The 21,605-nt window shown below is 48.2% G+C and carries 15 protein-coding genes; 5 read left to right on the top strand and 10 right to left on the bottom strand.

Going from position 1 to position 21,605, the window contains the following annotated elements; genetic code table 11:
• The first annotated feature begins 14 nt into the window (after window positions 1-14).
• From ACLBLI_RS13750 to ACLBLI_RS13740, 3 genes are all read left to right on the top strand, one after another.
• On the top strand, window positions 15-839 hold the full coding sequence (locus ACLBLI_RS13750) for a class I SAM-dependent methyltransferase (protein WP_414828163.1): 825 nt from the start codon (window positions 15-17) through the stop codon (window positions 837-839).
• A gap of 33 nt (window positions 840-872) precedes the next feature.
• Entirely contained in the window at window positions 873-1,502 is a 630-nt protein-coding gene (gene upp / locus ACLBLI_RS13745) for a uracil phosphoribosyltransferase (protein WP_414828162.1), read from the top strand.
• Between the two features lie 359 nt (window positions 1,503-1,861).
• Window positions 1,862-2,887: a LacI family DNA-binding transcriptional regulator gene (locus ACLBLI_RS13740; RefSeq protein ID WP_414828161.1), complete on the top strand. Its 1,026-nt coding sequence runs from the start codon at window positions 1,862-1,864 to the stop codon at window positions 2,885-2,887.
• Window positions 2,888-3,021: 134 nt separating this feature from the next.
• Here ACLBLI_RS13740 and ACLBLI_RS13735 read toward each other — a convergent pair whose 3' ends face one another.
• From ACLBLI_RS13735 to ACLBLI_RS13690, 10 genes are all read right to left on the bottom strand, one after another.
• Window positions 3,022-4,515: a tryptophan halogenase family protein gene (locus ACLBLI_RS13735; RefSeq protein ID WP_414828160.1), complete on the bottom strand. Its 1,494-nt coding sequence runs from the start codon at window positions 4,513-4,515 to the stop codon at window positions 3,022-3,024.
• A 1-nt stretch (window position 4,516) separates the two neighbouring features.
• A complete protein-coding gene (locus ACLBLI_RS13730; RefSeq protein WP_414828159.1) occupies window positions 4,517-6,010 on the bottom strand; it encodes a tryptophan halogenase family protein in 1,494 nt (497 codons plus the stop codon).
• A gap of 181 nt (window positions 6,011-6,191) precedes the next feature.
• Window positions 6,192-9,104 carry a TonB-dependent receptor gene (locus ACLBLI_RS13725; RefSeq protein ID WP_414828158.1) on the bottom strand — a complete coding sequence of 971 codons (2,913 nt, stop codon included), beginning with the start codon at window positions 9,102-9,104 and terminating at the stop codon, window positions 6,192-6,194.
• 303 nt (window positions 9,105-9,407) lie between these two features.
• Window positions 9,408-9,908 carry a GAF domain-containing protein gene (locus tag ACLBLI_RS13720; RefSeq protein ID WP_414828157.1) on the bottom strand — a complete coding sequence of 167 codons (501 nt, stop codon included), beginning with the start codon at window positions 9,906-9,908 and terminating at the stop codon, window positions 9,408-9,410.
• 218 nt (window positions 9,909-10,126) lie between these two features.
• On the bottom strand, window positions 10,127-10,279 hold the full coding sequence (locus ACLBLI_RS13715) for a hypothetical protein (RefSeq protein WP_414828156.1): 153 nt from the start codon (window positions 10,277-10,279) through the stop codon (window positions 10,127-10,129).
• A 74-nt stretch (window positions 10,280-10,353) separates the two neighbouring features.
• Window positions 10,354-12,000, bottom strand: a complete 1,647-nt coding sequence (locus ACLBLI_RS13710) for a serine hydrolase (protein ID WP_414828155.1) — start codon at window positions 11,998-12,000, stop codon at window positions 10,354-10,356.
• Between the two features lie 48 nt (window positions 12,001-12,048).
• On the bottom strand, window positions 12,049-12,795 hold the full coding sequence (locus ACLBLI_RS13705) for an SDR family oxidoreductase (RefSeq protein WP_414828154.1): 747 nt from the start codon (window positions 12,793-12,795) through the stop codon (window positions 12,049-12,051).
• Window positions 12,795-13,376 (bottom strand): thymidine kinase, encoded by a 582-nt coding sequence (locus ACLBLI_RS13700; RefSeq protein WP_414828153.1) that lies wholly within the window; start codon window positions 13,374-13,376, stop codon window positions 12,795-12,797. The genes ACLBLI_RS13705 and ACLBLI_RS13700 overlap by 1 nt, the downstream gene beginning before the upstream one ends.
• 6 nt (window positions 13,377-13,382) lie before the next feature.
• Window positions 13,383-15,416: an EAL domain-containing protein gene (locus ACLBLI_RS13695; protein ID WP_414828152.1), complete on the bottom strand. Its 2,034-nt coding sequence runs from the start codon at window positions 15,414-15,416 to the stop codon at window positions 13,383-13,385.
• A 400-nt stretch (window positions 15,417-15,816) separates the two neighbouring features.
• Window positions 15,817-18,069, bottom strand: coding sequence for an acyl-CoA dehydrogenase (locus tag ACLBLI_RS13690; RefSeq protein ID WP_414828151.1), 2,253 nt, complete (start codon window positions 18,067-18,069; stop codon window positions 15,817-15,819).
• Between the two features lie 429 nt (window positions 18,070-18,498).
• On the opposite strand from ACLBLI_RS13690, the gene ACLBLI_RS13685 reads away from it, so the two are divergent.
• Together ACLBLI_RS13685 and ACLBLI_RS13680 are read left to right on the top strand one after the other, a co-directional pair.
• Window positions 18,499-20,802, top strand: coding sequence for an efflux RND transporter permease subunit (locus ACLBLI_RS13685; protein ID WP_414828150.1), 2,304 nt, complete (start codon window positions 18,499-18,501; stop codon window positions 20,800-20,802).
• A gap of 1 nt (window position 20,803) precedes the next feature.
• Window positions 20,804-21,604 (top strand): outer membrane lipoprotein-sorting protein, encoded by an 801-nt coding sequence (locus ACLBLI_RS13680; RefSeq protein ID WP_414828149.1) that lies wholly within the window; start codon window positions 20,804-20,806, stop codon window positions 21,602-21,604.
• Window position 21,605: the final 1 nt, after the last annotated feature.

Genomic DNA, 21,605 nt, shown 5'->3' with positions numbered 1-21,605 from the left:
AGGGAAAGGCCATCATGACCAACCACTTTATATTACTAAATAATACCGCTGCGGAAACGCGGTTACTTGAGTCACAAATCAGAGCGTTACACCAACCTCACACCCCATTGCATATTCTGGAAGCAGGCTGCGGACAAAAGTGGACATTATCCCTTGCGGGCATTGAATACTCGCTCACAGGGATAGATTTGGATGAGGCCGCACTGTCACTCAGAATGCAAAAATATAATGATTTAGACAACGCCATTATTGGTGATCTGACGACAGCATCGTTCCCTGATAACAGCTTCGACATAATATACAATGCCTTTGTGCTTGAACATGTTCGCGATGCTCAGGCGGTGTTGGATAACTTCACACGCTGGCTGAAGCCTGGAGGGTTGATAATCCTCAAAATACCGGACCGATATTCTGTATACGGCTTTTTGGCGCGCCATACGCCACATTGGTGCCATGTTGGCTACTACCGTTATGTCAAAGGGATTAGAACTGCTGGTTTGCCCGGACATGCGCCTTACCCCGTCACTTATGATCCCGTACTTTCCCAGACAGGACTCAAGCAGTATTGCCGCAATAATGGTCTGCTGATTAACCAGGGCTACCTGAAAAATAACTATCTGCGCAAAAAGAATCTTCGAACCTGGATGGTGCGGACATTAGCAAGATTTATCAGTCTGGCAGCGCTCGGATATCTCCACTGGCGACATAATGACTTAATATTGGTTATTCAAAAGCCAGAAAAGCGCATTACCAGGCAACCGGTTGGCAGCCTGCAACCGAACCTGGAACGCACTGGAAAAGAACGGCACAGGGTTCATAGCGACGCCGATATGACGTAACATATTAGTATTTCCCATAAACAAGAGAATGTTATGGCCGTTCATGAGATTACCCACCCGCTAATCCAGCATAAAATTGGTTTGATGCGTGATGCCAATATCAGTAGTAAAGATTTCAGGGAATTGTCCAGCGAAGTTGGCAATTTACTGACCTATGAAGCAACCCGCGCATTGCCAACAGAAACGGCTGTAATTAAAGGTTGGTCCGGCGAAGAGATATCAGTCAAACGCATAAAGGGGAAGAAAATTACAGTGGTGCCCATATTGCGTGCCGGACTGGGAATGCTGGATGGGGTTATGGAACTGATTCCTAATGCAAAAATCAGCGTAGTTGGGTTGTACCGGGATGAAGAAACCCTTGAGCCTGTGCCTTATTTTGACAAAGTGGTGAAAGATATTGAGCAGCGCATAGCGCTTATTGTCGACCCCATGCTCGCTACAGGCGGCACACTTATCGCCACTATCGACCTGCTAAAGCAAAAGGGATGTACCCATATTATGGGGCTTTTTTTAGTGGCTGCGCCTGAAGGAATAAAGGCCGTCACCGACGCCCACCCGGATGTCGATATTTTCACGGCCTCTATTGACGACAAGCTTAACGAACAGGGGTATATCCTTCCAGGGCTTGGTGATGCGGGAGATAAAATTTTCGGTACACGGTAAGCCGTCTCTGTTGTTTTTGCAGTTTGCAGATATACATATACTTTCAGTCATAGCAGCGCGCGTAATACGCCGCTGCCCGCCTTTCCGGTTGCAAGACAACCGTCTCTGCATTCATTAGAATGGCCAGCGTCAGCTTCTTAGTGCCATTGCAAGTTAAAGGAACTTTAAACGATTAAGTCTTGCCCGCACGGCGCTCTGTCAGCATCATTTAAATATTCTGTATTGATTAGGCCAGTCGTAGAGAGTAGTGTGGAAAGATTCCGCAGCCAGTGAGGCAAGGCGATGTCCTGCGTCTTCTCCCTAAACGTCAAACATGAAGATGTAACGTCAGGTACGAACTTTGAAATTGAAGTAATAATATGAAAAAACTCAAACTTACGTTGAAAGATGTTGCCGCAAAGCTCGATGTCTCAACCGCAACAATTTCTAATGCATTCAATCGTCCCGATCAGCTCTCTGCCGCGAGGCGGGAAGCGATCCTCGCTGCCTGCAAAAAAATTGGCTATCACGGGCCGAATAAGGCTGCACAGATTTTGCGAAAGGGCCAGTCGAATATCGTGGCGCTTGTACTGGCAGACAGTATCGAATATATGGTGAGCGATCCGGTCGCGAGCAAGTTTATACAAGGGGTGTCCAGTGTACTTCAGAAGCAGAATAAGCATTTGCTGCTATACGCCGGAGATTCAAAAAGCATACAGGATGTAGTTGATTTTGTTGATGGTTTCATTTGTTACGGCGCCCCCCGCAATGCCGGTCTGACCCAGGAAATCATTCAGCAGAGCAAACCGGCAGTCGCTGTTGATTTTAATATTGAAGGTTGCCCTGCTATCAACATCGATAACGAGGAAGCCTCTTATCAGGTGGCAAAACTGGCGCTGGAGAAAGGTGACAGAGTTGCCATACTGGGGTTGCGACTGATAGATGCCCCCACGACTTGTCGCATTTATGACAGCCCACTGGTTGAAACCGCGCGCTCTATTTCTCATCGGCGTCTGGACGGGTATATGCGCGCCATCCATGAAACCGGAAACACAGTGGGCGGTGACTGGATTTGGCACATACCAGAGAGTGACAGTAATTACGCACGTCAGGCAGCCAGAGAAGTCCTGTCAAGCTCGCCACGGCCGGATACGGTTTTATGCATGAGTGACATCATTGCTCTGGAATTACTGCAATGTGCCATGGCAAAAGGTATTAAGGTGCCTGAAGAGCTGAAAATTACCGGGTTTGATGGCATTGACGAGGCACTTCGAACCCGTCCGTATCTGACCACTGTCTGTCAGTCAAGCCTGGAAAAAGGCGCGCTTGCCGCGACAACCTTGCTTGATGGTGGTACCGATTCCGCGGAATTGTCCTTTGAACTGAAAACCGGTGAAACCACCTGACATACCCGGACGTTGTCACACCACGCTCATACTATTATGTTCGTCGTGCGTGACGGCCCCTGAATAATTTCAGGTTAATACAGGCTTAGCGGCTTAAAACACTGCTGGGATGTCGGTGTATCTGAACGCTGGCATTATTTACCGGTAAGATGCCGGGTGTGAGGCGCAAAGTTGAGTGCACAGCGCGTGAAAAATTCTTCCAGCGCATTTTCCTCAAACAAATCGCCGGTGCCCGGCTGATTGGGCGCCACCGGTGGGAAAGTACCGTACCCTGCCAGCAGGCAGTGCCAAGAGGTTGAACCAAAGTGAGACGCCAGATTCTGTCGTTGAATCTCCTGAGTTAAATCCCCCTTGCGATACCACACATCGAGTAACTGAAGCAGGGGCTCAGATAGCGTCATATTATTGCGGTTATCACGCCAGTAGTCAGAATCGTCACGCGTGTTTAGTTTATAGTGCGCCACAATATAGTCACGCACACGCTCAAAGCGTTCGGACATCGCCTTATTGTATGAAAGCTGATTTTTGTTTGTCATACCGCCTTCGAGAAAGGCATCAAGAAAAGTCTCAATGCCGATTTGAACGAGGTGAAGAGCCGTGGCCTCCAGGGGCTCAATAAATCCCTGCGATAACCCTAGCCCGAGGCAATTATGACTCCAGTGCTGCTCGGTCTGCCCAACCCGCATGGATAAGTGTCTGGCCGGAATATCGGCGTCAAGCAAGCCTAAATGTCGACGTAGCTCTTCTTCTGCGCTGTCAGCGCTGAGATAATCCTGACTGTAGACATACCCATTTCCGGTACGGTTAGTCAGAGGTATTTGCCAGCACCATCCCGTAGATAGCGCGGTGGCGCGGGTTTCAACAGGTGGGTTTTTCATTGCTCCAGTAGGCAGTACCACTGCGGCGTCATTAAATAAATTTTCTTTAAAAGCGCGAAATTTAACCCCGAGTGTGTTTTGCAGCAGCAAGGCACGAAACCCAGAACAGTCGACAAAAAAGTCACCGGCAAGATGTTGTCCGTCTTTGGTTGTTAGTTCGGCAATGTCACCATTTTGATGCGTCGTCGCACTTTCTACCTGTGTCTGAACATGGTTTACACCGTGCTTAATCGCGCGATGTTTCAGAAATTCCCCCAGTTTAGCAGAGTCAAAGTGGTAGCCATATTCGATGCGAAACGGAAAGTTTTCTGGCGTCACCGGTGCAAGTTGCTTATCAGCCAGATACCCATTAAATAAAAACTTGTCCGGTGAGGTCTCTACGTCCAGCCCCAACCGCCGGGTACGACAGTTAACGTGAAACGGCCTTTCACTAAAGGTATCCAGTTGTGAAATAAACGGGTGACTGTAATCATCTGGTCCCATGCCGGGGCTCCAGCCTGAAAAGCGGATACTCACTTTATAGGTAGCATTACATTCAGCCATCCAGACTGACTCCGGAATGTTGAGATCACTGAAAAAGCGCTTCAAAGTTGGTGTTGAACCTTCACCAACGCCAACAATCCCTATGTCGGGTGACTCTACGAGTGAAATCTGTACCGCTTCGTCCTGTAAACGATGAGCAAACAGATTGGCGGCCATCCAGCCCGCGGTACCGCCTCCCAGTATGACGATATGGAAAGGAGACGACACGTCAGGCTCCCGTATAAAGTTTCAGAAATTCATCATGGGCCAGCATTTTTTCCAGGGGCTGGTGTTTTGCATCATAAATCTTGTTCAGTGTTTGTGTCAGCGTTGCAGCGTCTGGCAAATCAGCAGAAGGATGATAATCGACTGGAGTGAGTCCTTGTCCCAGCATCACCTGCACCCATGACGCATCGCGGAAGATATCGTTGTTTTCGTTAAAAATTGCAGACGTGGTTCGAAATGCATCGATCTTTTGTTTGAGGCGTTCAGGTACTGACATGGCCCGCATGTCCCGCCAGAAATCTGAGTCGTCGCGCTCGTTCACATGATAATGCAAAATGATGAAATCGCGGATGGTTTCAAACTCGTGTTTCGACTCTGCGTTAAACAAATCCACCATACTTTGCTGAATACCCTGATTAGGAAACATTTTCATCAGGCGCACTACGCCAGACTGAATAAGGTGTATGCTGGTGGATTCAAGGGGCTCCAGAAATCCGCTGGAAAGGCCGATTGACACCACGTTTTTGTGCCATTGCTGCTCGGTGCGCCCGGTTCTGAAGCTGATTTTACGTGGCGTATCCAGCGCCTCGGAATCCAGGTTCGCCATCAACGTGTCGTGCGCCTCATCATCGTTCATATACTGGCTGGAGTAGACAATACCATTGCCGTTTCGGTGCGTGAGGGGGATGCGCCACTGCCAGCCGACCTTATGAGCAATGCTGCGGGTATAAGGCAGCGTGTTTTCAAACCGTCTGGACGGCACCGCCAACGCAGCGTCAGCGGGTAGCCAATGGCTCCAGTCTTCGTATTTTACGCCCAGTGTTTGCTGGCTTAATAATGCGCGGGTGCCGGTGCAGTCAATAAACATATCACCTTCAATCACCTCACCATTTTTAAGCTGTAAAGCGGTAATGAAGCCTGTTTCCGAGTCTTGACGCACATGTTCAATCATTCCTTCAGTGCGCACAACACCAAGTTGCTCGGCTACTTTGCGCAAAAATTTGCCGTATAACGCTGAGTCAAAATGATAGGCGTACTGCATATCAAACATCGGGTTCTGGGTGTTAATTTTATTGAATTTGCCCAAGTCGCAACACAGTGCGTTAAGATCGTAATCCCACAACGATGCCTTCGTCAGGCCCTCTTTCCTGGCTCGCATCCAGTAGTGGTGAAAACCGCTGAAGCCCAGTTGTGCACCTGGTGCGCCAAAGGTGTGAAGGTACTTTTCCCCTGGTACACGCCAGTTTTCAAAGCTGATTGCCAGCTTAATTGTGGCGTGCGTTTCTTTCAGAAACGCTTTTTCATCAATACCCAGGAACTGGTTGAAAGTTTGAATAGGCGGGATAGTTGCCTCGCCCACGCCGACAATGCCGATTTCTTCAGATTCTACAAGACGAACATGAATATGTTTGGGTAAGGTTTTGCGCAACAGCGACGCGGCCATCCAGCCTGCTGTTCCGCCACCTGCAATAACCAGCTTTCGTACGGGGTTTTGCATGCGATTTTTCCGAAAAGAACATCAATAGGGTAACTTTGCTTTTGACGCTACCTAAAGTAAAGCCAAAAGGAAAATTAATCATTTATGAAAACGTATGGAATCGTCTCGTTGTGTAAACGGGTTGCCATGTCGAAACAAGAAGCCCCTGCAAAAGTACAGGGGCTCCACCTAAGCGCTTGGTTTAGTAGAAAGAGTAGTTCAGGTTAAGCATGTAAGAAGGGCCGAACTCACGACGCAGCGTAACAATGCCATTGCTGTCGATAGTTTCTTCTTTTTCATCTGTCAGGTTGGTTCCCTGCAGAGAAATACGAAGGCCTTCCAGATATTCTATGCCGCTGTCTTCAAAGTCGTAGCTGATTTGCGCGTCGACCTGAGTCACCGCATCACGGGTTGCAGCCTCAATTTTATTTGAGCCGCCGCGCTGATATGTCAGGTACTCAGAACGGTCGGTAGCAGCAACACGAAACTCAAAGCCGTTCATTTCGTAGTACGCTGTTACAGAGTAGATTTCATCAGACTGCCCAGGGATGGACGTACCATCGTCAAGTTCGGCATCAAGCAGGGTGGCAGAGGCGGCAATACCAAAACCTTCCAGCATATCTGAAACCATACTCAGTGGAATGTTGGCGGTTAACTCAACACCTTTTAGCTCACCTTCAAGGCCATCCTCAAAGAAAGAGTAATATCCCAAATCGGGTGGCGTTACCAGGTCGCCGACCTCGTACGGCGTATCCTCAGGACCATAGTTTCCGGCAACATCAATGACGCGATCGTGGAAACCCGGAATGAAGTAGTTAGCCCCATCGTTGGTTGGATCATTGGTAAAGTCGATTAGCTGATTACCGTCGCGTGTCCAGTTAACCAGGTCTTTGTAGAACACCGCAATGGCGAAGTAGCCTTCATCATCAAAGTAATTCTCAAAGGAAATATCGAAGTTATTGGCCTCAAGAGGGCGAAGTGTCGGGTTGCCCGTATTCTTTGACCAGGGTGAGCCGTATTCTTCAACCGCAGCCTGAGAGTTCGGAGTCGCAATTAATTCAATGTTCTGATCGAACTTCACAAAACCGGACGCTTTCATTTGGTCGATACGGGCGCGACTCATAGTTTTACTCGCTGCAAGACGCAGGTAGCGGTTTTCAGCCAGCTCGACATTCACGTTCAAACTTGGCAGGAAGTGCGAGTAGTCATCGCCGTCCTCGATGATACAGTCTGCATCGACCACGCCGTTTCCATCGGCATCACATACCGAAAAGTTGTCACCAACAATCCCGATATAGCCGGTTGAGCTCTGGTCCGTTTGCACGTACTGGGCACCTACGTTACCAGATACATTGAAACCACCAATTTGCGTGTCGAAATCGAGCATGGCATATAGCGTGACGATTTCTTCATCGACGGTGAAAGTATCACCCAAGCGGTCAGGCTCAAGCAGGCCTGCGTCATTCAGCGTATACTCGCCATCGCGGTAAGGGGCAAAGCCATCGTAAGCGACAACCATACCCATGCCTGCCCAGGTCAGGTCAGCCAGTCCGTTATACAGGTATTCTGTCGGGATTGATTCTGAGTAAGGATAAGACGAAGCCGTTGCAAAGAAGCCTTTGTTGTCTTTCGCTTTGAAGCGATCGCTGTAGTTAACGCCAGCGGTAAACTTGGTAAATACACTCCAGTCTACAAAGCCTACTACCTCTACCCGGGCAGTGGTTAACTCTTCATCAAAGTCCGCGTAGTTTAAGAAACCATCCTGCGCGTTGAAGTAGCTGTAGGGGTCGCCATTAGCCTGTAATACATTGGTGGTGAACTGATCGGCGATATTTGCCATACCACCGCCCCATACTTGTGGACCGGTCAGTTGCAGCAAGTTAGGATCGGCAAAGGCGCCCAAGCCTGAACTGCCGGTGAAGAAAACACCGTCTGTGCTCATTTGGAACTGGCGGGAGCCAAACTCGCCTGCACTTAGCGCACCTGAGCGGGCCAGGCCGGCGTATGATTCACCACGCAGGTCGCGTTTGCTGGATTCGCTATCAGCTACGTCGACTTCCACAGTCCAGTTATCGTTAACATTATAAGTAACATTCAAGCCTAAGGTTTGCAGTTCGCCGTCTTTTTGTGCAGGGTCAGTACGCAATACCGGATTAGCATTAACCTGTGTGCCTGACGCATTAATTCCGGTGCCGGTAACGTTGGCCGCCGCAAACGGTTCGATAAAGCCGCGGATCACACCGGAATCAGAATAATCAATGTCCAGTACGTCCACTACGATGTCTAAATTATCGGTAGGGCGCCATTGGAAAATCCCCGAAATCGTGTCACGGTCCAGTACGCGGCTAATTGCCTGCGTATCAAGGCCTGTAGGCATAATCTGACCATCATCATTGGCTGAATAACCCCATACACCATATTTACGTTCGTTACGTGGTGACTCTGTAGTGGCCAGTGCCACGGCAATCCCCACGGTGTCATCGGCGAATTTTTCTACGAATGATAAGGCAAAGCGTTTACCGGTGTTATCAAACTCAGGGTTATCAGAATCGTTTCCGCTTTTCTCGTACACGCCAGTGAATGTCAGCGTTTCCTGCGCTGCGAGAGGGCGCACAGTCTGAAGATCAACCGTACCACCAATACCCTGTACCAGAAGGGTTGCATCAGTGGTTTTGTAAATAGTGGCACCTGTCATGATTTCAGCCGGATACAGGTCATACTCAACACCTCGGTTGTCACCGATACCGATTAACTCGCGACCGTTAAGTGAAGTGCCTGTGAAGTCCTCTTTAAAACCACGAACAGAAATGCCTGACGTACGTCCGCCAACGCGTTCACCGGCAAGACCTGGCAGGCGAGCCAGTGATTCAGCGATGGAAGAATCGGGTAACTTACCGATATCTTCAGCGGAGATAGCTTCGACAATGGAGGAACTATCCATCTTGACGGCTTGTGCCCGGATCAGTGAACCACGAATACCTTTAACCGCGATAACTTCAACATCCTGTTGCGCCTCGTCAGTGTCATTTTGCTGAGAAAGTGTTTGTCCCGAATACATCGCGGTAGAAACCGCAAGCGAGAGCAGTGCTGGTTTAAATAGTTGGTTTCTCTTCATTTTGTGTGCCCTTAATCGACCTTTTGTCTTTGTAACCGTAATTACATCGCGTTAACAATAGTTAAACATTGGTGATTGATCAAGCGAATTTTGAAAAATACTTAATTGATTAAGTCTTTCGTGGGCCTTTGGTTTGGTGGTTATTTGTATTTTCTGGTATTTTGGCTTAATTGTTTTAGTTTTCGGGTTGACGCAGTGGCGGTGGCGGGCAAGCAGAGGTAGGTGAATGTCAGGAAGAAATGGGTTGTTGGAAAAGTGAGTAACGTGGATGTCAGATCACGTTTTTAAAAGCTGAGGCCATGATTACCTTTCATCAAAAAACATAGATACAATGCTGGCAGTACGACGCAGCATTGATTCATCCATATTATCCCACTCGACTTGCTCGCCTACCGACTCACAACAGATGATACCTACCGGACGAAAGTCGTGATGGAAGATAAAATCCAGCATCGAAAAGATGTCATTGTTTCGAAAATAGTCTTTCGCAAAGCAACGTGTATCAGGATGATTTCTGGCATCGGAGGCAGTCACAGTTTCGCGCTGAATTATCGCTGAGAAATAATCGGGATATTGCAGTTGGGTAAGGACAATGTCAGGTTCTTCAGGTTTGCCCTCATCGGTGAGCAGCATCAGGCAATGTATAGAAGAGCGAGCATCATCAAACTTCCACAGGCTGACACGGTTAGTTTTCGGAATACACTGCAGCACACAACGGCAGATCGCCGTATATTTGCTTTTGGCGGTTAACGTTTGCCTGGATAATTTTATGGTTAACTCTGTCAGCGGATCAATATCCACCATAACGACATCCTGGTTACTGCCATACCCTCATAACACCAATGGTAGCGCAATTATTAAAGTCTATCGATTAAATACATGTTAGGGACTGCTTCGCGTACGCTATCAAAGCGTCACAGGACGGAGAGTGACGCGTCAAAATAACACGAACGTACGCCGATAAGCACAGGAGCACAACCGCATGTTGTGGTTGTTTGAAAGCAATGTAACTTGCCCCCGATTTAATCGTCTTTCGCTGGTTGTGGGCAAGAGACGCAAATTTGGTCACCGTAGTAATTGTCGGGATAGTTACAGGTCATGCGCTCTCCCACGGTGAAAGCAGTGGTGCTGTTGAAAGTCGTTCTTTGTAAAAGTGTTGAAATCATTTTAGCCATAAAGCGTCTCCTTGTTAGTTGGCACAAGTATCTATGTGAGTGCTTATCAAATAAAGCGGCTAAAATTGATTATTCTAATCGTTTATTTTGATTTTTTCGGAGCGAGTAAAACGCATATCGCGGTAGGCATGATTACTTTTTTCTTTCAGGGTGTATGGATATAGCGTAAATCCTGTAACCCGACGCTGGGTGGACACCGAAAAGTGAATGAAGGCATCTTCCATCGCGTCTTCATTGTCCCATCGAATCACAAACGTATGGTCTTCAAACGGCGTTAACGTACCGGTTAACGTTGGCATTTTCTCAGAGCGGATACGCACTCTATCGTTTTCCTTAAAGACAGTCATGCCGCCAAACCAGCGATCGGTAAATTGGCCAAGATACTCGCTGGTTGCCAGTAGTACCGTGCCGCTACCGTGTGGTTTCTGATAGCTGGCAAGAAAGCGCGCTTGCCGATCTTTTTGAAAGTCGGCATAGGCGGCTATCCAGTCTCGTTGTTCTGTGCCCGGTTCGAGGTAAGCCTGAAGTATAGTTTGCATGATGGCACCGCGGGTTCCGTAATCGGAACCATTGTTAAGCAGCACGATCCCAAGATTCTTCGCAGGCACAAATGCTACAAATGTTTGAAAGCCTGAAATTGTGCCGGTGTGCGAAATGACATTGTGACTAAACTGATCAGTAACCCGCCAGCCCAGCGCATAACCGCTATATTCAGTATTAAACCATTGCTGATCGACACTGGATACTGACAGGGGGGTCACCGCAGAAAGCATCGCATCAACGGTGCTTTCTTCAAACAGCGTTTGGCCATCGGGTGTCCTGCCCCTGGCCAGCCACATAGACAGCCACTTCAGCATGTCATGTGCATTGCAGGTAATGGCACCGGCGGCACTCCAGACTCTCGAATCTTCAGATACGTCGTTTCTGTGGATAGCATACAGGCCGCGATCCTCACTGTAACCATATCCATTTGCGACATTGTCAGTGGCACGTTCTGGCAGACCAGCAGCAAAACACGACATAGCAAGTGGCTGGAATAAACGCTGCTCTACAAGCTCAGCCCACTCACCGTCGTAGAGGTTATCTGCCACGGCCGATGCCGCAATGTACATCACATTGCTGTAAGCAAACTGACTACGAAAGCTGGTCTGCGGACTCAGAAAACGCAGGTTATAAATAACTTCATCGCGGCTGAACCGGCTTGGCGCTGGCCACAACATGCTGTCACCTGCGCCTGACGCAAGGCCGCTGCGGTGGGTCAGCATATCGCGTATAGTAAATTCCCGAGTCACCCAGGGGTCTGCAAGCTGAAAGGCGGGCAAATGATCGATCACTTTATCGTCCCAGCTTAGCTTATTATCCTGAACAAGAATGCCAAGCGACGCGGCGGTAAACGCCTTGCTGACTGATGCCAGATAAAAGTATGTTTCAGGCGTAACCGGGGCATTGCTGGTAACGTCGCGCAGGCCATGGCCGGCCAGATAGGCGGTTTTTCCTTCATGCAGAATGCCCACCGCGATCCCCGGTGTATTAAACGTGTTCAACGCACGCTCAATCGTTTGTGGCAACGAGGAAAGGGACTGGGGCAGGGGGGAAGACTCTGCTACATCGGCATTCGCCGGGCCAGCCACGAAGAGTAGGCTTGCGAGCAAGCCTGTAACTTGAAGTGAAGCGCCTAAAAGAGACACGAGGGAAAGCGTTTTTGTCGCAAAAGAAGCCATAACAATGCCTTTGAAAAAGGACGAGGTGGCGCCATATTGACTCGCCACTTAGCTCATCTTAGCCAGCCAGGATAAGGGGGCAATCCGAAGCACGTAATGCATCCACGCCCAGGGCCATGCAGGAACATAGCAATTACTACTCTCTTTATCGATAGCTTTTACCAGTGCTTTACAGCCAGTATCAAGATCAACGATAAAAGGAACATTTTTGACTTTGGCATTGATGTCAGTTCGAATAAAGCCTGGATGCACTGTCGTTACCTTGATCGGTGTTTTCATCACATCGATACGGATCCCTTCAGTCAGCGAGGTTAACCCCGCTTTGGTGGCTGCGTAAACGGTAAGCGCGCGGCGGAATCCGCGAACGGCGCTAATTGACGAGATAGTCACCAGATGTCCGTCATTTTGTTTACGGAATATCTCCATGGCTGCCTCACATTGCGCCAACGCAGCAACGAAGTTAGTCATTGCAGTTTGTTTGTTGGCCTCAAAATAGCCGGTGCCTATTGATGCCCCTTTGCCCATACCGGCATTAATAATGATACGATCAATTTTTCCGAAAAAGGCTTCAAATTCCCGGAAAACGGAAAAGACCGCATCGTGATCATTAACATCCAGCGCGCGTATTTCTACACGACAGTCAGCATGCAATGACTCGCATTCCTGTTTAAGTTGCTCGAGGTTTTCCAGACGTCGCGCGCACAATGCCAGATTGTGGCCGCGCTTTGCATATTCGCGCGCCATGCCTTCGCCCAGGCCTGAACTGGCGCCCGTGATAAGAATTGTTCTTCGCATCAGGTTACCCATACCAGCTGTTTGAAATGTTTGCGGCACATAGATTCGTAACGATCATTGCCGCCGATCTCAACCTGGTCGCCCATTGTGACGGCCTGTCCGTTTTCATCCAGTCGTACCACAAAGTTTGCTTTCCTGCCGCAGTGACAAACGGTTTTCAACTCAAACAGTTTGTCAGCCCAGGCAAGCAGGTAATGGCTTCCTTCAAACGTTTCACCCAGAAAGTCAGTTCTCAGACCATAGGCGAGAACGGGAACGTCCAGCTCATCCACTACTTCAATAAGCTGACGCACCTGGGACTTTGTCAGAAACTGAGCCTCATCAATAAACACACAGTCAAGCGGCTTCGTGCGCTGCTGAATGGAGATGGCGTCAAAAAGGTTGTCTTGGGGTCGATATAGGCTGGCATCTGCCTGTAATCCTATTCTGGAAGTTACTTTGCCACTTCCATATCTGTCGTCTATAGCCGCGGTATAAATGACCGCGTGCATGCCGCGTTCCCGGTAATTGTATGCCGACTGTAATAATGACGTCGATTTGCCGGCATTCATTGCCGAATAATAAAAATAAAGCTGAGCCATGTTGTTTTAGTTATCAGTTGTATACCAGTCGATAAGGTCCCTGACAGGCATCGGCCTGGCGTAATAAAATCCCTGCAAACAGTCTACTCCCATAGCGCGGAGCCTGTCTGCATCTTCTGCTGTTTCTATGCCCTCTGCCACGGTGCGGCAATCAAATTCGCGTGCAATCATTAAAGTTGCCCGGATGATAGTATCACTGCCTTCTTCAAGTTTCTGCACGAAAGCGCGATCTATCTTGATGTGATCAAACTGCAGTGAATGCAGCTGACCCAGGGATGAGAAGCCGGTTCCGAAGTCATCAATCGATATCTGTACTTTACGCGCTTTAATGGCGTTAACCTGCTTCAGTACCTGAGCGGTATCTTCGGCAAAGACGCTTTCTGTGATCTCAAGGTGCAGTCGTTCCGGTGCCAGACCCGTGCTATCGAGTACCCGGTCAAGTCCTCGGATAAAACCGTCGTCCATCAGTTGAGTAACGGATACGTTGACAGAGACGGCCACGGGCTCGGGAAAGTGCCACTGCGAGGCATCGATACATGCACGATGCAACACCCAGGTACCAATTTCATGGATCAGACCAGTACGCTCTGCCAGCGGAATAAACTTATCGGGTGGAATATTGACCCCATCAAATGACCATCTCAACAGCGCTTCTACTGCCCACATCCGCTTTTCACCCGCATAAAGGATTGGCTGGTAATGCAAGGTAAGCTGATTTTTTTCAATGGCGTAGCGTAGCCCGTCGCGCAGTGATTGCTCCTGACGCAGCGTTACGTATAACGCTTCGCTGAAGACGCCTACCGAGCCCCTGGCTTTGCGCTTCTGCTCGTACATTGTCAGGTCAGCCTCCTGAATCAGCTCATTGGCATCACTGCTGTGTTGCGGGTAAAGCGCAACGCCGATAGTGGCATCAAGGTTAATGGTATTTTCACCCACTGAAATCGGAATGGTAATACCACTTCTTGCCGCCTGTGCTACTGCCACGGCAGTATTTTCGGTGGCATAGGGAAGCAGTAATACGAATTCGTCACCACCCCAGCGCGCCAGATGGTCAGCCTCGCAGAAGCGGGTGAGGCGTTTTGACACTTCTTCTAAAACCCGGTCTCCCACCTGATGACCAAGGCTGTCATTCACCTGTTTAAAACCATCCAGGTCGATAAATAGCACTGCCAGCTTGTTGTCCAGCTTTTGCGCTTTCTTCAACATGTTTTGCAGGTGGCGTAAAAAGCCGCTGCGGTTCATCAGTGAGGTAAGCGGATCGCGGTTTGAGAGCCGATGGATATCATCGGTGCGTTTGAGCACCTCCTCTTCCAGCGTGGCGTTGGCGTTATCCAGCTTATTATTTGAGGAACGGAGCTCTTCGTTAATACGGGCTATTTCGCTGCGCTCCTGTGCCATTTGTACCAGCAGGTCTTCATTCGTTGCTTTGAGAATGACAGCTTGCCGGAAAAAATTATTAGATTTTATAGAGGTGGACAACATGGCAAGCCAAAACCCAATCCCCAGATAGCCAAGTAAGGCAAAATTTGATGTGCCCATCAGAATTGCGAACAACGACATCGGTAACAACAGGCCGGTGCAATAGGTAATAACCAGCAGGCGGGAGGGAGCCAGAATGGTTGCTGCGCCGCCTGCCATGGCAGACAAGATCACCATGGTACATGCCAACTCTATTGTGCTCATGAAATCGAACAACAGGAAGCTATAGCTACTCCAGATAAGGGTAGTGATGATAGCGCCGGTTGAAAAACGAATACTGGCAACGCGCGGATCATAGTTTGTGCCGCGCTGCTTTAGATGCCAGTACAGCCCGTCGAAAAGCCGTAGTGTAAGTACCACACACATACTGGCCCAGATTGTCTTTTTGGTAGCGAGGATTTCGGCCGGATCACCAGGCTCTGAAAAACTGAAAGTGAGGCCTGTCATGGCTACAAAGGTAATAAGCAGGCCGGTAAACACATTCCCGTAGAGCATCTCAACAAGGTCACGTTGCATTGCGGATGTGAGTGTAGTTGATGCTCTGGGCTTACTGGCTGTCACTGCTATTATCTTCTTGTTAGTGATAAGCAGAAAATAACGCAATCGAGCACATTGCACAAACACTCAGCGTGTTTATTTGGTATCACTGTTGCGTCAATGGTTCTGCTTTCTATCTGTATTTTTGTTCTTCGCAACCCTAATCAGAAGGGGGTGCTCGGATAAGTTATCATTCGCACTTTCTGATTATCGATGGCGGTGATCCGTTTCTGAGAATCTATAATTCAGACGTACAGTCCGCCACTTGTTTCGTTGTTGTCGCCAGCGTTTTGAATACGAAAAGTAAGGCAACAGAGAGTATTTTACTACCGGCTTTTCGGAAGTTAATTATCGCTTACATGAAAAAGGGTAAGCACCTGTGCTTACCCTTTATATCTTTACAACAACGTAATCGAGCTTACCGCTAGGCGGCGTTTTTCTCGTCGTCAGACATTGACGGCATGGTTTCTGAAGCTGGAAGCAGCTCCATATCGAAGGTGAACTCGTCTACACGAACAGCCAGCTTACGCTTCTCGTTGTAATCGTGCAGCAGCTCCGCTTCTTTGGCATCGATAACGCCTTTTTCCTGCAGCTTGTTAAGTGCATTTTCAAACGATACGAAAGGCACAACTGGCTCTTTGCGTAATGCTTTTTGCACTTTCTTCAGAAGGTGAGCAACCGCATGTTTCGCTTTAAACGCCTGCTCGTTGATGTCGTTACCGTCACCTGCAACAGGGCGAACCAGATGTGTAAGCTGTGCTTTCACGCTGTTGTCCTGCATCGCTGCCAGTGACAACTCACGTACCAGGTTATCGCTGATGCCAGGAATGCTGTTCGAATAGGTATTTGTTAGCAAACGCATCAGACCACGTGTCGGCGTATTCGGGAAGTTGTTGATGAAATCCACCATCGCCTTCTCCGCCTGTTGCAGTGACCATTGCATTGCATACTCAAAGTAGGGAAGTGCCAGACGACGGTCTTCAATGCGCTGCTCGTAAAAACGAACTGCCGCCATTGCGCCGTACAGGTAGCTCATTACATCGCCCAAGCGAGCACTCAGTAATTCTGCTTTTTTCAGATCGCCACCAAGTACTGCCAGTGACAAATCTGCCAGTGGAGCCAGCTTGGCCGCCATGCTGTTCATGCGCTTCTCGTACTTACGCACTTCTGGCAAAGCAGATTCTGAGCCGCGCAGGAATGGCAGATAGCTCTGACCTAAACTGCGGAACGCATTTTTCACGCTGAAGCTAAGGGTTTTCTTCAATACTTTATTGAATTCTTTATCCGCACTGGAATCATCGCTGTGGATGAGGTCAACCATGTCTTTCAGATATGGGTGGCAGCGCATCGCGCCCTGACCGAATATCATCAGGTTACGGGTAAGAATGTTGGCACCCTCTACCGTAATTGCGATTGGCAGTGCAGAGTAGCCACTTGCCAGTGTGTTCTGTGGACCACGCTGGATGGCTTTCCCGGCCTGCACATCCATCGCTGAGTTCATAACATCACGACCCAGTTCGGTCATGTGATATTTAGCGATAGCAGTAACCACTGACGGTTTCACGCCAAGGCCCAGACCTTCTGTTGTCAGCACACGCATGGCTTCTAACAGGAATGTTTTACCGGCGATGTCAGCCAGCTTGCTCTGGATACCTTCAAAGCGGCCAATTGGCAGGCCAAACTGCTCACGAACGAACGCGTACTCAGCTGTACCTTTCAATGCAGACTGTGCTGTGGCAACACCCATGGCAGGCAGTGAAATACCGCGACCAGCACCTAAGCAGCTCACCAGCATTTGCCAGCCACGACCAATGTTCTTCTGGCCACCGATAATGAAGTCCATTGGGATAAACACGTCCTGGCCACGGGTAGTACCGTTGTAAAAACGAACGCCCATTGGGTCGTGACGGTTACCCAGTTCAACACCCGGGTGTGACTTGGGCAGTAGCGCACAGGTAATACCCAGCTCAGTCTTGTCGCCCAGAAGGTGATCTGGATCGAAGACTTTAAATGCCAAACCCAGTACGGTAGCGATTGGTGCAAGCGTAATATAACGCTTGTCCCAGCTTACGCGCAGACCAACGACTTCTTCGCCGTTCCACTCACCTTTGGTCACAATGGCTGCGTCAGGAATCGCACCTGCATCTGACCCTGCTTCCGGGCTGGTAAGCGCGAAACACGGGATATCGCGGCCGTCGGATAAACGTGGCAGCCAGTAATCCTGTTGTTCGGTCGTACCGTAGTGCATAAGCAGTTCACCCGGACCGAGTGAGTTAGGCACCATAACGGTAACCGCAATTGCACCACTTTTCGCTGCGATAGTCGCCACGATGGTGGAGTTTGCATACGGGCTGAACTCCAGACCTCCGAATTTCTTCGGAATGATCATAGAGAAGAAACGATTCTTACCCAGGAAATCCAGGATTTCCTGTGGAATGTGCTTGCCATTGCCCAGTTCGAAATCGTCAATCATGCCTAACAATTCTGTGACTGGTCCATCCATGAACGCCTGCTCATCGGCACTCAATTTGGCTTTTGGGATATCGCGCAGCGCGCGCATATCGGGCTTACCCTGATAAATAGACGCTTCAATCCAAACGTCGCCGGCATCCAGCGCTTCCTGTTCGGTAATTGAAATTGGAGGTAAGACTTTTTTAAGGCTAGTTCTGATACTCATAATAAACTCATCCGCTCATCTGACCAGTTGTGTGGTTGTATACTACATAACTTTGAGAAAAAATCAAATGATCTGTTATCAGAAGGTTAAAAGTGATGATGCCTAAAGCGGCACATGTGCATAGAAAAGTGGACAGAAAAACGTGAAAGATAGCCCATCAGGCGTCGCGTAACGCTGCGTTTTTCTTTATTAAGCCAATAACTTGGAGGAGGGGGGATTAATTGTATTGTACCCGCTATCATTACCGTTGTGGTCGCCTCAATAAAGCGTACCTGTGATCAATGCTGCTTTTATCTTCATAAATGAAGTCTGAATATTCTCAACATCTACCAGATAAACCACTAAAATTCCGGATAAAGTTGGATTTGCAACCCGTAAAAGGATTAAGCTAGAACAATAATAATATGCATGTCACAAGGTGCTGTTCTCATGCAAAAACCAACGTCATGGATGCAGACTTTACTTGTCCACCCCAAAAAAATATTACTGCTTTTTATCCTGTTCTGGGCAATGTTGGGTTATGGGGCAGGGGATCTCCGGTTTAATGGTGATTACCGCGTTTATTTCGAAGACGATGATCCGCAAAAGCTCGCGTTTGAATCAATTCAAAATAATTTCAATAAAAGCGAAAGCGTTTCTTTTTTGGTTATCCCTCAATCGGGAACCATCTATAACGAATCCACGTTTTCTTTACTCTACGAGTTAACTGAAGAAGCGTGGCAAACGCCACTCTCTAATCGTGTAGAGTCTTTAGCTAATTACCAGTACAGCTATGCGGAAAGTGACGACATGATTGTTACCGACCTCATCCTTGAAAAGGAAATGACGTCTGAGCAGATAAGCTGGGTACAGAATGCCGCTACTACTACACCAGAAATGAGTGGCCGACTGGTCGCAGTTGACGGGCGGGCAGCGGTGGTTAATGTCACGGTGCAGTTACCAGACGGCGATCCTACAGATGCGGTGAAAGAAATAGCCGATGTAGCGAAGCAGTTGCAGGAAAAATATACCGAGAGGTATCCGTCTCACGACATTCTGCTTACCGGTGTTGTCATTCTGAATAATGCATTTTCTGAAGCCGCCCAACAGGATGCTTCAACCCTTATACCGCTGATGTTTTTAATCATCGTGATAATGATAGCGTTATTAACGAAATCCGTTTACGCCGCAATGGCGACGCTGCTCATCGTAGCATCATCCATTGCGATGACGATGGGAGTCGCTGGCTGGTATGGTCTTTATCTCAGCACTGCCACTGTAAATGTTCCCACAATGGTGACTACACTGGCAGTTGCTGACTGCATTCATATTATCGTTTCCACGCGTCTTTTCATGTCAAAAGGTATGACGAAAAGTGCAGCGATTGTCCAGGCGATTAAAGCAAATATAACACCCGTGCTAATTACCAGTGTTACTACTGCAATTGGATTTTTGATGCTGAACTTTGCGGCTGTTCCTATCCTTGCTCATCTTGGGAATCTGACGGCTATTGGCGTAATGATTGCCTGCCTTCTCTCGCTCACCGTGCTACCTGTTCTACTTTATCTGATGCCATTTAACCCTAAGGCTACGGAACAGGGTAAACAACGTTTTTTCGAAACATGTGCGGGGTTTGTCGTAAACAAGCACAAAAGAATTTTGCCGTATTCTCTGATCATTTTCGCCGTTTCTGTTGCCTATGCTTTTAATAATAATCTTAATGATGTGGTGGTTAAGTATTTCGATGAAACCACTACTTTTCGCCAGGCAATCGATAAAAATGAGCAGTACATGGGAGGAATGGCGTCAATTGACTTCGTTATTGATACGAAAGCAGAATATGGCATTGCCGATCCTCAGGTACTGCAACAAATAGACGCATTTTCGCGCTGGCTTCGCAGTCAGGATTCTGTGAATCACGTCTTGAGTTTTTCAGATACCCAGAAACGTCTGAACAAAAATATGAGTGGCGATGATGAAGCGGCTTATGCGCTTCCCGAAAATCGCGAACTTGCATCACAGTACATGCTTTTGTACGAGATGTCGCTGCCGTATGGTCTCGATCTGAATAACCAAATTAATATGGATAAGTCAGCCTTAAGAGTAGTTGCAACTATTGATAACCTGGGCAGTAAAGAGCTTATACAACTCGAAAATAGTGCGAAAAAGTGGTTTTCTGAACTCGCTCCCGAACTGGAGCTACGGGCTGCGAGCCCGGCACTGATGTTTGCTCACATCGGCGAGCGCAATATGAAAAGTATGGTTGCAGGCACTTTACTGGCTTTGGTGCTAATCTCTTTCTTGATCATATTCGCATTACGTTCATGGCGCCTGGGATTGATAAGTCTCTTAACGAACCTGATACCAGCGTGTGTTGGCTTCGGCATTTGGGGCATCATTTCCGGAGAAATCAATATGGCCCTTTCTGTAGTATTGAGTATGACACTTGGAATTATCGTAGATGATAGTGTGCATTTCCTTTCTAAGTATCAGGATGCCCGGAAACAGGGAATGGACTCAGAATCTGCGGTCAAATATACCTTTACAACGGTTGGAGTTGCGTTGGTAACGACAACCCTGGTGCTGGCGGCTGGATTCAGTATTTTAATGTTGTCGCCGTTTTTGTTAAATGCCCATATGGGGCTACTTACAGTGATTATTATTGTCGCTGCGCTCGTAATCGATTTGGTGTTTTTACCTGCTTTTCTCATGTGGCTTGACAGCGATCACATGCAGCGGGAACGGGAGATATAAAATGGTAGGCTTAAAAAAATTATTTAACAGTGCTGTTGTCGTCATTGCCTTTTTTTCAACATCAGTGGCTTTGGCTGATGAAGCGTCTGAACAAGAAGGTCAGAGAATCGCGGAGGAAAGAAAGGCCCGGGACAAAGGATGGGATAACACCGTTGCTGACACTGTAATGATCTTACGAAACGCTCAGGGGCAGGAGTCTGAACGGGACATGCGCGTGAAAACGTTGGAAGTGGAAGGGGACGGTGATAAAGCCCTGACTATCTTTGACTCTCCCAAAGATGTAAGTGGTACCGCTTTTCTTAGTATATCTCACCCCATAGAGGCTGACGAACAGTGGATATATTTACCCGCAGTAAAGCGCGTTAAAAGAATCGCATCACGTAACAAATCTGGCCCTTTCATGGCCAGCGAGTTTGCGTTTGAAGATCTCACATCTTTTGAAGTAGAAAAGTACAAGTATGACTTGCTACGTGAAGAAGAATATAAAAACATGCCGGTATATGTTGTTGAGCAAGTGCCACAAGATGATTTTTCCGGATATTCGAAGCAGATCCTATGGATTGATAAAGAACATTATCGAGTACACAAAGTTGAGTTTTTCGACAAGAAGGGAGACCATCTTAAGACACTTGATTTTGAAGATTATAAGCTGTACCAGGACAAGTACTGGCGTCCGCTTAAAAGCTTAATGTTTAATGTCCAGACGCAAAAATCAACCGATCTTATTACTAAGAAGCTAGAGTTCGGTGTCGGTCTGGACGAATCCGATTTCGACAAAAACAGTTTACGGAGAGCACGCTAAA

It is taken from the genome of Alteromonas sp. H39, assembly GCF_047556435.1.
GTDB lineage: Bacteria > Pseudomonadota > Gammaproteobacteria > Enterobacterales > Alteromonadaceae > Alteromonas.
This window is presented reverse-complemented; position numbering and strand designations above follow the sequence as displayed.

Bases quoted from the DNA above. Each gene is read 5' to 3' on its own strand.
- ACLBLI_RS13750 (WP_414828163.1), top strand. From the start codon at position 15: ATGACCAACCACTTTATATTACTAAATAATACCGCTGCGGAAACGCGG.
- upp (WP_414828162.1), top strand. From the start codon at position 873: ATGGCCGTTCATGAGATTACCCACCCGCTAATCCAGCATAAAATTGGT.
- ACLBLI_RS13740 (WP_414828161.1), top strand. From the start codon at position 1,862: ATGAAAAAACTCAAACTTACGTTGAAAGATGTTGCCGCAAAGCTCGAT.
- ACLBLI_RS13730 (WP_414828159.1), bottom strand. From the start codon at position 6,010: ATGCAAAACCCCGTACGAAAGCTGGTTATTGCAGGTGGCGGAACAGCA.
- ACLBLI_RS13725 (WP_414828158.1), bottom strand. From the start codon at position 9,104: ATGAAGAGAAACCAACTATTTAAACCAGCACTGCTCTCGCTTGCGGTT.
- ACLBLI_RS13720 (WP_414828157.1), bottom strand. From the start codon at position 9,908: ATGGTGGATATTGATCCGCTGACAGAGTTAACCATAAAATTATCCAGG.
- ACLBLI_RS13715 (WP_414828156.1), bottom strand. From the start codon at position 10,279: ATGGCTAAAATGATTTCAACACTTTTACAAAGAACGACTTTCAACAGC.
- ACLBLI_RS13710 (WP_414828155.1), bottom strand. From the start codon at position 12,000: ATGGCTTCTTTTGCGACAAAAACGCTTTCCCTCGTGTCTCTTTTAGGC.
- ACLBLI_RS13705 (WP_414828154.1), bottom strand. From the start codon at position 12,795: ATGCGAAGAACAATTCTTATCACGGGCGCCAGTTCAGGCCTGGGCGAA.
- ACLBLI_RS13700 (WP_414828153.1), bottom strand. From the start codon at position 13,376: ATGGCTCAGCTTTATTTTTATTATTCGGCAATGAATGCCGGCAAATCG.
- ACLBLI_RS13690 (WP_414828151.1), bottom strand. From the start codon at position 18,069: ATGAGTATCAGAACTAGCCTTAAAAAAGTCTTACCTCCAATTTCAATT.
- ACLBLI_RS13685 (WP_414828150.1), top strand. From the start codon at position 18,499: ATGCAAAAACCAACGTCATGGATGCAGACTTTACTTGTCCACCCCAAA.
- ACLBLI_RS13680 (WP_414828149.1), top strand. From the start codon at position 20,804: ATGGTAGGCTTAAAAAAATTATTTAACAGTGCTGTTGTCGTCATTGCC.